The organism is Weizmannia sp. FSL K6-0777 (assembly GCF_038593185.1).
Lineage (GTDB): Bacteria > Bacillota > Bacilli > Bacillales > Bacillaceae_C > Weizmannia > Weizmannia faecalis.
Map to the genome: position 1 here is coordinate 1715531 of NZ_CP151971.1, position 12851 is coordinate 1728381.

The 12851-nt window shown below is 49.8% G+C and carries 12 protein-coding genes and 1 pseudogene; 6 read left to right on the plus strand and 7 right to left on the minus strand.

Translation table 11 applies throughout. The annotated features are described in order from the left end of the window. Nucleotides 1–4: 4 nt before the first annotated feature. From NST70_RS07995 to NST70_RS08005, 3 genes are read right to left on the minus strand one after another with little or no spacing between them, the layout of a single operon-like run. A complete protein-coding gene (locus NST70_RS07995) occupies nt 5–409 on the minus strand; it encodes a MaoC/PaaZ C-terminal domain-containing protein (protein WP_017550423.1) in 405 nt (134 codons plus the stop codon). After that, nucleotides 406–855: a MaoC family dehydratase N-terminal domain-containing protein gene (locus NST70_RS08000; protein ID WP_061565757.1), complete on the minus strand. Its 450-nt coding sequence runs from the start codon at nt 853–855 to the stop codon at nt 406–408. The genes NST70_RS07995 and NST70_RS08000 overlap by 4 nt, the downstream gene beginning before the upstream one ends. 15 nt (nt 856–870) lie before the next feature. Next, the gene (locus NST70_RS08005; protein WP_342476137.1) at nt 871–1731 is read right to left on the minus strand and encodes a beta-ketoacyl-ACP reductase; all 861 of its coding nucleotides are present in this window, start codon (nt 1729–1731) and stop codon (nt 871–873) included. A gap of 92 nt (nt 1732–1823) precedes the next feature. On the opposite strand from NST70_RS08005, the pseudogene NST70_RS08010 reads away from it, so the two are divergent. After that, nucleotides 1824–3202, plus strand: a pseudogene (locus NST70_RS08010) (FAD-linked oxidase C-terminal domain-containing protein). 102 nt (nt 3203–3304) lie between these two features. Then, entirely contained in the window at nt 3305–3718 is a 414-nt protein-coding gene (locus NST70_RS08015; protein WP_061565756.1) for a hypothetical protein, read from the plus strand. Nucleotides 3719–3802: 84 nt separating this feature from the next. Here NST70_RS08015 and mnmH read toward each other — a convergent pair whose 3' ends face one another. Further along, nucleotides 3803–4849 carry a tRNA 2-selenouridine(34) synthase MnmH gene (gene mnmH, locus NST70_RS08020; RefSeq protein WP_014098253.1) on the minus strand — a complete coding sequence of 349 codons (1047 nt, stop codon included), beginning with the start codon at nt 4847–4849 and terminating at the stop codon, nt 3803–3805. A gap of 33 nt (nt 4850–4882) precedes the next feature. After that, the gene (gene selD, locus NST70_RS08025; RefSeq protein WP_061565755.1) at nt 4883–5932 is read right to left on the minus strand and encodes a selenide, water dikinase SelD; all 1050 of its coding nucleotides are present in this window, start codon (nt 5930–5932) and stop codon (nt 4883–4885) included. Between the two features lie 202 nt (nt 5933–6134). On the opposite strand from selD, the gene NST70_RS08030 reads away from it, so the two are divergent. Both NST70_RS08030 and NST70_RS08035 read left to right on the plus strand, forming a co-directional pair. Continuing rightward, on the plus strand, nt 6135–6854 hold the full coding sequence (locus NST70_RS08030; protein ID WP_013859407.1) for a YfcE family phosphodiesterase: 720 nt from the start codon (nt 6135–6137) through the stop codon (nt 6852–6854). A gap of 204 nt (nt 6855–7058) precedes the next feature. Further along, the gene (locus tag NST70_RS08035) at nt 7059–8123 is read left to right on the plus strand and encodes a permease (RefSeq protein WP_013859408.1); all 1065 of its coding nucleotides are present in this window, start codon (nt 7059–7061) and stop codon (nt 8121–8123) included. A 63-nt stretch (nt 8124–8186) separates the two neighbouring features. Here NST70_RS08035 and NST70_RS08040 read toward each other — a convergent pair whose 3' ends face one another. Both NST70_RS08040 and proB read right to left on the minus strand, forming a co-directional pair. Further along, complete coding sequence (locus tag NST70_RS08040; RefSeq protein ID WP_168986021.1) at nt 8187–9434, minus strand: glutamate-5-semialdehyde dehydrogenase; 1248 nt, start codon at nt 9432–9434, stop codon at nt 8187–8189. Further along, a complete protein-coding gene (proB, locus tag NST70_RS08045; protein WP_035189953.1) occupies nt 9435–10529 on the minus strand; it encodes a glutamate 5-kinase in 1095 nt (364 codons plus the stop codon). It abuts the gene before it with no gap. A 576-nt stretch (nt 10530–11105) separates the two neighbouring features. On the opposite strand from proB, the gene NST70_RS08050 reads away from it, so the two are divergent. Both NST70_RS08050 and NST70_RS08055 read left to right on the plus strand, forming a co-directional pair. After that, entirely contained in the window at nt 11106–11555 is a 450-nt protein-coding gene (locus NST70_RS08050) for a DUF1641 domain-containing protein (RefSeq protein WP_014098249.1), read from the plus strand. Nucleotides 11556–11589: 34 nt separating this feature from the next. After that, nucleotides 11590–12771: an NAD(P)/FAD-dependent oxidoreductase gene (locus tag NST70_RS08055; RefSeq protein WP_014098248.1), complete on the plus strand. Its 1182-nt coding sequence runs from the start codon at nt 11590–11592 to the stop codon at nt 12769–12771. Nucleotides 12772–12851 lie beyond the last annotated feature (80 nt).

Below are 12851 nucleotides of genomic sequence, written 5' to 3' on the forward strand. Positions count from 1 at the left end.
TTTTTTACTCTCCGTACATTTTGAACACGATTTCGCCTTTGATCACTTTTCCCCCGTCTTGATTGGCCACCACTGCTTCATACGTTTGCCGGGCGCCTTGCGCTTCTTTCAGCGTTGCCGACAGTGTCAAGCGATCGTCTAGAAAAACCATGCCCGCAAAGCGCACGCTAAATTTTTCGATGAATCCTTCGCCAACATACGGTGTAAACAGCTTTCCGAGATTTCCCATTGTCCACATCCCGTGGGCAATAATGCCGGGCAGCCCGGCTTTTTCTGCTGCTTCATCGATCGTATGAATCGGATTAAAGTCGCCGGAAGCACCAGCGTACTTGATTAAGTCCAACCTTGAAACCGGCGGGAGTTCCATGCTTTCCAGGCTGTCCCCGGGTTTTTTCGCGCGAAGGTTCATCCTTTCATCCCCTTCCGGACCGTTTCAGAAAGAATAATCGTTTGGGTTGCGGTCATGACGATTTCACCATTCTTATCTTCCGCCGTGCTTTTTATAAACAAGAAACCCATCTGTCCGAGCTTTCCTTTTCTTTCCTGGTATTTTTCAATTTCCCTATAGCAGTGCAATGCTTCTCCGACATAGAGCGGCCGTTGATATTCGAAATTTTGTTCCCCGTGTATGAGCCCAGCTTTCGGAAGGTCCAGGCCTTCTATTATCCCGTAGTCAAACGTGACCGGGAATGTCAGCGGTGCGATGTTGGCTTTAAACCCTTTTTCAGCCGCAAAGGCAGGATCTGTAAAAACAGGGTGCGGGTCACCGATGGCTTCGGCGAACTTTCTGACAGCGCCCCTTTCGATCGTATTTTGGACCGGATTTGACCGTTTTCCAATCAGTTCTTCAAACATCCGCCCGCCCCCTTATTATGCTTTCGGCCCGCCGGCAACATAGAGCACCTGGCCGTTTACGAACGACGATTCTTCCATCGCAAAGAAAAGGACCGCGTTTGCAATATCTTCCGGCTTTCCTGTCCGACCGACAGGAATCATCGATTGATTAAATGCGATAAAGTCGTCGAATTTAACGCCGAGCCGCTCAGCCGTCGCTTTTGTCATGTCGGTTTCAATAAAGCCGGGCGCAACCGCATTGGCGGTAATGCCAAACTTTCCGAGTTCAATGGCCAGCGTTTTTGTAAAGCCCTGAATGCCCGCTTTTGCCGCCGCGTAGTTTGCCTGGCCGCGGTTGCCGAGCGCGGAAGTGGAAGAGGTATTGATGATTCTTCCGTATTTATTTTCAACCATGTTTTGCTGGACAGCCCTTGAAAAGAGGAACGCCCCTTTCAAATGGACATTCATGACGGTATCCCAGTCTTCGTCCGTCATTTTAAACAGCAGATTATCGCGGATCACGCCTGCATTGTTGACAAGAATATCAATCTTTCCATACCGGGTGCACACAGCTGAAACCACCGCTTCCACCTGCGTGCGGTTTGCCACATCCGCCAGCTGCCCGAATACATCGTAACCGCTTTCTTTGAAAGCCTTTACAGTTTCTTCCAAAGCCTTTTCATTGATATCGACGAGACAGACTTTTGCCCCTTCTTTGGCAAAGGCGGCTGCAATGGCTTTGCCGATCCCTCTGCTTGCACCCGTTACAATCGCAACCCTGTTTTCAAACCTTTTCAAAACCGCTCCCCCCTCGCATGTTCGAATTTTTCTGTTTGTTTTAAATATATACAGTAAACAGTTTAAATTAAACGCTTCCTTTTGTAAATATTTGTGCATCCCTTTCAAGCACTCCACTGCCAAAAATTTTGTCAGCGCTTTATTTTTCGTATATTATAAAAAGTAGAAATATACATAAAGAGGTGGCAAGCTTGGAAAATTTTATTTTAAAACTGAAAGAATTGATCGGCCCGGATTTGGTCAGCGGAAATGAAACGGTTCTTGAGCAGCACAGCAGGGACGAATCCTATCATACACCCCATTTGCCGCAGGCTGTTGTATTTCCCGAGTCGGTGGAGCAAGTAAGGAAAGTGGTTGCTTTTGCCAATGAAAACCGCATAATGAAAACCGCATTCCGGTGATTCCTTTTGGCCTCGGTTCCAGTCTCGAAGGCCATGTCATTCCTTATCAGGGCGGGATTACGCTTGATATGATGCGGATGAACAAAGTGGTAGAAGTACTTGACCGTGACTTTATTGTCCGGGTGCAGCCGGGTGTGACGCGCACGCAGTTAAACCGGGAGCTGAAAAAGTATGGTTTGTTTTTCCCGGTCGACCCGGGGGCGGATGCAACATTGGGAGGGATGGCCGCGACCAACGCCAGTGGCACCACTTCTGTTAAATACGGGGTCATGCGCGACCAGGTGTATGATTTAGAAGTGGTACTGGCGGACGGAACGGTCATTCATACCGGAAGCCTTGCCGCAAAATCATCGTCGGGCTACCATTTAAACGGGCTCATGGTCGGGTCTGAAGGGACACTGGGCGTCATTACCGAACTGGCTTTAAAAGTATACGGCATTCCGGAAGCAATGGTTGCGGCAAGGGCCGTTTTCGAAACGGTCAGGCAGGCGGTTGATGCTGTTGTCGCGATCCGCCAAGCCGGGATCCCGATGGAAAGGATGGAACTGGTTGACAAACGGTCGCTTCAGCAGGCAAACCGGTTTATGGGGACATCGTATCCGGAATGGCCCACTTTATTTTTGGAATTTACAGGGAACGAATCCGGGTTAAAACAAGATGTCAACTTTGCGAAAGACATCCTTGCCGAATTCCAATGCAAAAATGTTATGTTTGAAAAAGATGAAAAAGCGCGCCATAAGCTCTGGGATGCGCGGCATAAACTTGCCTACGCTTTTGTCCGCGGCACGCCGGGAAAGAAAATGATGGTAACCGATGCCTGTATCCCCCTTCATTTCCTTCCCGAAGCCATTGAAGATACGCGCAAAACGCTTGACAGAATGGGCATGGACGGGGCCATTGTCGGCCATGTTGGCGACGGCAACTATCATGTCATTTTAATGATCGATATGGGAAATGAAAATGAAATTCGGCAGGCACAGGCGTTAAATGAACATATTGTGTCATTTGCGCTTTCAAAGGGCGGTACCTGCACAGGCGAACACGGCGTTGGGATTGGAAAGGCAAAATATCAGCGTGAAGAACACGGGCCCGCTTATGGGATGATGAAGAAAATCAAGGATCTGTTTGACCCGAATCATATTTTAAACCCCGGTAAAATCTTTATTTGAGGCTTTTGCCCGCATTTTTTTCACTTTTTGGGGCAAATGTCTATAACCATGCGCCCTGATCCACATACTCTAATGTTGAACACCGAAAAGGAGTGGGTTGAGATGGAACAAACATATGGAAATTATCCGCAATCTCAGGGGTTAGGGCATTTCGGCAGCTATGCCGGGGGAAGCCAGCCTTATTATGATGATGATATGGATATGATGCAGCATTACGGTCCGATGGGGCAAATGGGCCAGATGGGAGCAGCAGACGGTTTGGCAGGGCAATATCCGATGGCAGGGCAAATGTACCCGGGACAGCATCCCGCAACTTCGATGTATCCGGGCATGTACGGCATGCCGGGGTACGGTCAGCATATGGGAATGCCGATGGGCCCGGGGTACACAGGCGCCGGTTACGGTCATGGACAAATGCCGGGTTATCCAGGATATGCGGGCGCTGGGATGGGCATGGCCCCGGGAATGATGCACGGTTATTACCCGGGCATGACAGGCAGGGATTGTCATTGCTGACCGGGGCATACCCGCGAGCCAAATCCATAAGGCGTGCCAAATAAATCCGCAGTGATACATGTAAACAGCCGGCCTGCCATTGCTTTAGTGCAACGGAAGGCCGGCTGTTTTTAACATTTCTTTTAATTGGCCGAGCGCTTCGTCGGTATGTCCGGCCCGGATCGTTTTCACCCTTTCTGTCTCCTCTATTCCGAGCGAATGGTCATATCTTGGATCATAATAATATTCGAGCAGCCATTTTACGGCCTCATGATATCGTTCAGTCTGTAAATCTTTCTCGATTTCTTTTGCAACCGGCGTGTGAATCCGTTCTTTGATGCTTTGAAAGGCACGGATGCACGCTTCTTTGTTCTCCCACGGCCGGTAATCATCCAAAATATTGCGGACCCGTTCCTCCACCGGCAATTCAATCATAATTTTCGTGCCGCGCGCTTTGTTTTCCATCAAAAATTCCGGCACCACTACTTTTCCGATTCTTTTGCTTTCCGCTTCCATCAGAATATACGGCGCATTTTTCAATTGTAAAATGCGCTCTGCCAACAAAGCATCGAACGTTTTCTGGTTATGGGAGCTTAGGCCGATATCCCCGAAAATGCTGCCGCGATGATTGGCCATGCCTTCCAGGTCAAGGACCGGATAGCCTTCCGAAGCAAGCGCCCGGAGCATATACGTTTTACCGGTGCCTGTATAGCCGCCCAGCACATACGTAACCGGATGAAAGTCCATATTTTCAAGCAGACCTGTCACCCATTTCCGGTAGGCGCGGTAGCCTCCCTGGAGCCGGTAGGCATGGATGTCCATCAGATCCAAAACGGTTGCCGCCGTTTTGCTCCGCATACCGCCGCGCCAGCAAAATACCGCTTTTTCCCCTTCTATTTCACGGAAAGCCTCGATAAAACCGGGCAACTTTTTCGAAAAAATTTCAAGTCCGCGTTCTTTCGCAGCGCGGTTGCCGGATTGGGCATAAATCGTCCCCACTTCCGCCCGTTCTTCATCATTAAATAAAGGGATATTCACGCTCCCCGGAATCGTTGCGTTCCGGTATTCGGAAGGGGAACGGACATCCACCCATGTGAGCTGCTTTTTCTCCATCCGTTTTCTTGCTTCTTCAATGGTAATGTCTTGAAACAAATATTTCCCGCCTTTCTATGGTTCCTGATGGGACTATTGCACTTTGATACGGCCGGGATGACTCGCGACGACTTCACCGATCAGGCAGGCTTCCACCCCTGATTTTACAAGTTCTTCGAGCAGCTGTTCCGCTTCATCGCCGGCAACGGACAGCAATAGGCCGCCTGATGTGACCGCATCACTTAAAATCCATTTATCTATTTGGTCCATGCCTTCTGGGAAGTCGACGACATTTTCAATATGGGCAAAATTATTCTTTGTGCCGCCCGGAACAGCACCTGCTTCCGCCAGTTCACGCACGCGCGGCAGCACCGGCACTTTGTCTTGGTAAATACGGAGCCCATTTTTGCTCCCCTGCGCCATTTCGGATGCATGGCCCAAAAGCCCGAACCCGGTCACATCGGTCGAAGCATGGATGGTGTAATCCCGGGAAATTTCAGCTGCTTTTTTATTTAAGGTGGCCATGACATTGGTCACGCGTGTGATCTCTTCTTCCGTTAATAAATCCCGTTTAATGGAAGTGGTCAAAATCCCGACCCCGATCGGTTTCGTCAATATCAGCTTGTCCCCCGGTTTGGCCCCTGCATTCGTGCGGATATTTGCCGGGTGGATCGTGCCAGTCACCGCCATCCCGAATTTAGGTTCCTGGTCATCAATCGAATGCCCACCGGCTAAAGTGACCCCGGCTTCTTTGCACTTATCACCGGCGCCTTTTAAAATATCGGCAAGAATGGCTTTGTCGAGGGTATGGATCGGAAAAGCAACAATATTCAGCGCAGTTAGCGGCGTACCGCCCATGGCATAAATATCACTAATTGCGTTTGCCGCCGCCACCTGGCCGAATGCATAAGGGTCATTGACAATCGGTGTAAAAAAGTCGACTGTCTGCACGATTGCCAAATCATCCGTCAGCTTGTAAACGCCGGCATCATCGTTCGTATCGAGCCCGACAAGCAAATTCGGATCCGCTGCCTTCGGTGGCAGCGTCCGCATCACCTGCTGCAAATCCGCCGGACCGATTTTGCATCCGCATCCGCCTTTTGTTGTCAGTGAAGTCAATTTTATTTTTTCTGATTGTGCCATATTGCATCAACCTGACCTTTCTTAAAGCATGTCTGATCCTTGTACCATTATAGACCACTTCGCAGCAAAATGCATTTTCTTCCGCTCCGTCCGCCTAATGAGGACGCTGAAAACGGATCCCGGTGGTGAAACCAGGCAGGTCGGGATAAACCCGCAACCCATTATGGTATAATAAAGGAAACAAATTTTTGAGGTGATCGCGTTGAAACTGGCATTTATATCCGATATTCACGGCAATGCGCATGCGCTCGAAGCCGTGCTGGAAGATATTGAACAAAAGCGGGCCGATAAAATTTTTGTCCTCGGCGATCTTTGCTTTCGCGGCCCGGAACCACAGCGGGCATATGAGATGGTGATGGCTTTAAATACGGAAGTGATTAAAGGAAATGCTGATGAATGGGTGTACAGGGGTGTCGGCATGAACGAAGTGCCGGAAAAGGCTTATGAAATGATGAACCGGGAGCGGGACTGGACGGTTTCCCGGATGGAGCAGAATGCAGTGGAGTCGTTGCACCAGCTCCCCGAAGAGGTAAAATACGAATACGGCGGCATCAAAATTCACGGATTTCACGCCACCCCGTACAGTTTGTTTGAAAATGTGCCGCCGGATAGTGAAAACAGCAAGTTGAAAGAGAAGTTAATGCAGGAAGACGCGGATATTTATTTATACGCGCACATCCACCTGCCGTTTATCCGCACGTTTGATGGCAAAACGTTTGTCAATCTCGGCAGTGTCGGTCTGCCGTTTGACGGGATCGCCAAAGCCTCTTATGCGATGGTGGAAATTGGCGATCACGATTACCAGGTTTCCAATGTCCGTGTTTCCTACGATGTGCAAAAGACGATCGGGTTATTTGAAGCTTCCGATTATCCGAATAAAGACAAGCTGATCGACATTTTAACCCGGGCAAAAAATGATTGAACCCACCCCCGGTTTTAACCGGGGGTTTTTTTCGGCAGAAGTTTTTGTGAAATTTTTCACGAAAGAGCATAAAAAAGCGCAGCAGCCCCATGCCAAAAAAGAGACAGCCATTGGCATCACCCGCCATTTATTTTTTCACCTTATTATGTTATCATTAACAATTGGTATAAATTTTACTGTCATAGAAATGGAGATGTTGTTGCTTTGGCTGTTGTGAATCATACGGCAAAACCTGAACAGCAATCCGAGAAAAAGGCGGCATGGCTTGCCGTTTTGTTTCTCGTCATTGCCGCGTTCGGCCTTTTTTATGTAAAATGGTGGCCGTACTATGAGAAGTCTTTGCTTGCCGCCCATACGCATTCCATCGGGACATCGATTCTCGGGGATCCGGGCAAATCGGCATCATTTTCATGGGATGGCACCTTCCAATATGTGATCGCGTATTTTCAGGCTGTTTGGAAAGCGGCCGTGCTCGGCATTTTGCTCGGTTCGCTCGTGCAAGTGCTCCTGCCTTCTGCATGGCTGCTTAAAGTGCTCGGCAAAACGTCATTTGGAAGTACGGTCATTGCCGGAGCGAGCGCCATTCCCGGCATGATGTGCACATGCTGCGCAGCACCGATTGCAGTCGGGCTGCGCAAAAAACAAGTGTCCACACCTGCGGCACTCGCCTTTTGGATTGGTAACCCGATGCTGAATCCGGCAACGCTGATTTTCATGGCTTTTGTATTATCATGGAAATTTACCCTTCTCCGCATCGTCGCAGGGCTTATCATGACGTTCGGGGTCAGCTGGCTGGCGGGCCGGCTTGTGAAAAACGAACAACCGGTGAACATCCGCCAGTTCGAGCCAGATGCCGGAGAAAACAACGGGTCCTTTTTCTTAAGATGGGGAAAGGCCGCCGGAAATATGATCCTGTATCTTGTTCCGGCTTATTTGCTTTCGGTTGTTGTGTTAAGTGCGGCCCGTTTCTGGTTGTTTCCGGCATTCGGCCAGCATGCCGGAAACAGCATTACGGCGGTGATCCTGCTTGCTCTTGCCGGCATGCTGTTTGTCATTCCGACAGCAGCTGAAATTCCGATTGTCCAGACGATGATGGCTTTCGGGCTCGGGACAGGTCCGGCCAGCGCACTGCTTGTGACGCTTCCGGCCATCAGCCTTCCTTCCTTGATCATGGTTGGCCGGTCGTTTTCAAAACAAACCCTTCTGTTTGTTGCAGCCTCCTGTGTTGTGGTCGGGATTGTGGCAGGATTATGTGGAATGTTTTTTTAACCAAACGATTGCCCGGAGCATATGAATAAAACGGCGCGGCTATCTGGCCGCGCCGTTTTGCATTCATTCTCTGACTTGGCCGCTCCCGTAAATCCAATATTTTGTGGACGTTAAGGCATCCAACCCCATCGGACCGCGGGCATGCAGTTTCTGGGTGCTGATGCCGATTTCCGCCCCGTATCCGAACTCAAAACCGTCTGTAAAGCGGGTGGACGCATTATGGTACACACAGGCGGCATCCACCATGGACATGAAATGTTCCGCCCGGGCCCCGTCTTCTGTTACAATCGCCTCTGAATGTTTTGTGCCGTAACGGTTGATGTGCCGGATCGCTTCATCTGTATCTTCCACCGTTTTGACGCTGATTTTAAGCGCGAGATATTCGCAATACCAGTCCTCTTCCGCCGCCTCTTTTGCAGCCGGAAAAATTTTTCGCACCGGCTCGTCTCCGTAAATCTCCACCCCTTTTTCCGCCAGTGCGCTAAGCAGCTTTTCACCGTGCTGGGCGAGCCAATGCGCATGGATTAAAAGCGTTTCGATAGCATTGCAGACGGATGGGCGCTGTGTTTTTGCATTGACTGCGATCCGGACGGCCATTTCCGGCTGTGCTGTTTCGTCAATATATAAATGGCAATTGCCCGCCCCGGTTTCAATCACCGGTACAGAAGCTTCGCGGACAACAGTATCAATCAGCTTTTTCCCGCCTCTCGGGATCAAGACATCAAGATAATCACGAAGGTGGAACATTTCTGTTGCCGCCTCCCTGCCTGTATCTTCGATGAGCTGGACGGCATCTTCAGGAAAGCCTGTCTCCGCCAATGCGCGGTGAATGGAAGTGACGAGCGCCTGATTTGAGCAGATGGAAGACGAGCTTCCCCTTAAAATGACCGCATTGCCCGTTTTGATCGCAAGCGTGGCAGCATCGGCCGTAACATTCGGGCGCGCTTCGTAAATCATGCCGATGACACCGACCGGCACTTTCTTTTTGAGGATGAGCAATCCGTTTTCTTTCTTGATTTCCTCGACCGTTTCCCCGACCGGATCTCTTAATTTCACAAGCAGCCGGACCGCTTCTGACATATCATGGATCCGCTTCTCGTTCAGCATCATCCTGTCGAGTATATTTTCCGGAAGGCCTGCCCGGCTCCCCCGCCTGAGGTCTTTTTTGTTTTCGGAAATGATCGTTTCCCGGTCCTCAAGCAAAACACGGGCAATCGCCAAAAGCGCTTTGTTTTTTTCTTCCGTTGTTTTTTTGGCGAGCACCATGCTGATATTCTTCGCTTTTTTTCCTTTTTCTGCGGCTTCAGACATTTAACCCAGCCCCTTTCTGTTTAAAGGCACCCAATGATCGCGGTGAATGACTTCTTCTGCTGCCCGCCCGCTAGGCCTCATAAGCACGCGCAACAGCTCTTCTGCACCGTAAAGCACTTCCCCTTTTCCAAGCAGCCCTTTTGCGCCGTAGACGTCCACGACATCGCCTTTTTGGAATGTGCCGGAAATTTTTTGAATGCCTGCCGGAAGCAGGCTGCTCCCTTTTTGCAGCAAAGCCTGTTCCGCGCCGCGGTCAATGTATATTTTTCCGGCACTTTCCGAAAACAGCGCGATCCATTGTTTCCGGCTCTTTACAGCTGGGCGGGTGGCTCCGATATACGTGCCGTCCCCTTTTCCTTCGAGTATCCTGACGAGTTTATCGCACCCTTTTCCTTTTCCAATAAACACCCGGACGCCGAGGGAGACAGCTGTATTTGCGGCTTTTAACTTTGACAACATGCCGCCTGTTCCCGCTTTCGACCCGGCGCCTCCAGCCATTTTCATCATCTCGGGCGTAATATGATCGATAAAATCAATGCGCTGCGCACAACGGTCGTATTTTGGATTCGTGCTGTACAGCCCATTTACATCCGTTAAAATGATGAGGCATCCGGCGTGGACAAGCCCGCTGACAAGCGCTGACAGCATATCATTATCGCCGAAAGTCAGTTCTGAGACCGACACGGAATCATTCTCATTGATAACTGGGATGACGCCGCGGCGCAAAAGCTCTGTTATCGTTGAATAAGCGTTATGGTACCGGTCTTTTGTGGAAAAATCTTTCCGGGTCAACAAAATTTGCGCCGGTATTAAGCCGTAAGCACCGAGCGCTTCCCTGTAACGCTGGATGAGCACACTCTGGCCGATAGCAGCAGCAGCCTGCTTCCCTTTTAACGTGACGGGCCGCGCCGGGTAACCGAGCAGCCGGAACCCGCACGCGACGGCGCCGGATGAAACGACGACCACCTCATGCCCGGCTTTGTGCAATGCGACAAGGGCGCCGATATGATCGGCAAACTTCTGTTCATCGATTTCACCGGCGTCATTTGTTAAAGAACTGCTTCCGATTTTTACGACGACTCTGTTTTTCTCCATGGCTTTTCTCTCCTTCTAAAAAAGGTGAAACAAAAAGGCCTTTCCGTCCCTGTAAAAAGGACGAAAAGGCCTTGCTTTTCGCGGTACCACCTTTTTTGGGCGACATTTGCGCCCCGCTCTTTTTTGATAACGCAAAACTTTGCGCCCGGTTTTCCGGGACCCGGAAGGCAGGTTCGGCAGGCCGCCTGCTGCTGCACCTTTCAGCCTGTGGGTGCCGCTCTCTTATGCAAGGGTGATCCGCCTACTATTCCTTCGTTCACGTTCAGTATTTTTAATTATCTTACAACAGCAGTAGCAGAAATGCAAGCAAAATATTTTGCTATGCATAACCCAGGCAGCCGGGACAAAAAATAAGCTTACATGCGGATTTTCCCCGAAAATGGAAAGCAAATTACTTTCTATACGGTGAAAATTTGATATACTAGTCATGTATGAGGTTTCATCACCTTTCTTTGTGAATCTTGGTACGTAATTATGGGAGGAAATTCACAATCAGGAGGGGGGAATCAGGGAACCCGTATATTTTTTTGCATCTACATATGTGTGGGAATTCCATCAGAAAAGGAGAAATAGGAGATGGCAGAAACTTCAGCTCAAAAAGGCAATCCTGAAGAAAAACCGGAAGTAACCCCGGAAACGGCAGTCGCACAGAAAGATTTGCTGGATCAATTATTGGATCCGGAAATCCAGCAATCTTTGACGGTGTTGGTTGAAAGCCTGCCGAAAATGGCCGAACTGGTCACCATGTTAAACAAAGCCTATGATTTTGCGCAATCCATTATGACAGATAAAGTGCTGGTCAATGATTTTAAAGGCGGATTTCAAGGCTTTCTGGATCCCGTTGCCGAAAAAGCAAAGGGGCTTGCCCAAACTGCGATTGAAGCAAAAGACCGTGCCGAGACGTCCACAGACACGATCGGATTGTTCGGCCTGTTGAGATTGCTGAAAGATCCGCAAGCCCAGAAGCTGTTCCGTTTCCTGCAGTCTTATCTTGCAGTCGCGGAAGAACGCAGCAAACAGCAGTAAGGTGAATGAGAATGAATGAAAACGGGGGATCCATATGAGTAAAAAAATTGTCATTTTAGGGGCCGGTTATGGCGGCCTGTTATCTGCGTTATCAGCGCGTGAATATTTGTCAAAAGACGATGCAGCGATCACGGTCGTAAACCGTGTGCCGGACCATCAAATTATTACGGAATTGCACCGTCTGGCAGCGGGCGGCGTTTCTGAAAAACGGGTGTCGCTTCCGCTCAGAAAACTGTTTAAGGGCAAAGATGTCGACGTTCAGGTGGATGAAGTCACAAAAATCTCGCCTGATTCGAAAGAGGTATCGCTTGGAAGTGGCTTTAAGCTGAATTACGATGTGCTTGTTGTCGCACTCGGCAGCGAAACAGCTTTCTTCGGCATTCCGGGCCTTGAAGAAAACAGTTTTCTGTTAAAATCAGTGGACGATGCGAAACGCATTCATGCCCATATTGAGTCCTGCCTTGCGCAGTATGCCAAAACGAAAAACAAAGCGGATGCCACATTTGTTGTCGGCGGCGGCGGCCTGACCGGGATTGAACTGGTTGGTGAGCTGGCGGACAAGGTGCCGGTATGGTCGAAAAAATTTGCGATCGACCCTTCCGAAATCTCGCTTATTTGTGTCGAAGCGGCGCCTTCCATTTTGCCGAACTTCGCGCCAAATCTGATTGAGCGGGCAACGAAGAGCCTGGAAGCGCGCGGCGTGCAATTTTTCACAGGCATCCCTGTTACAAAATTCCAAGACAATGTCGTGGAATTAAAAGACGGCCAGAAAATCGAAACGAAGACGCTTGTCTGGACGGGCGGCGTGCAAGGAAACCGTGTCGTTGCGAATTCCGGGATTGAAGTAAACCGCGGGCGTGCAACGGTAAACGCCTTTTTGCAATCCACTTCCCACCCGGATGTGTTTGTTGCAGGCGACAGCGCGGTTGTCTTCCCGTCAGAAGGCGCACGCCCTTATCCGCCAACAGCACAAATGTCATGGCAAATGGGCGAATTGATCGGCTATAATCTTTATGCTTATTTAAAAGGCGGAAAAATGCAGACGTTCCAGCCGGTCAACTCCGGTACGCTTGCAAGCCTCGGCAGAAAAGATGCCATTGCGTTTATCGGGGAAAACCAAACGCAATTAAAAGGCTTCCCTGCTTCCGCTATGAAAGAAGCAAGCAATATTCGTTACCTGGCCCATATTAACGGGTTATTCTCACTTGTATATTAAGGAAAAAGGCGCATCCAAACGCGGATGCGCCTTTTTTAAGCCCCTTTTTCCCCGGCAAAACCTAAGTTGCAGGCCGCGCT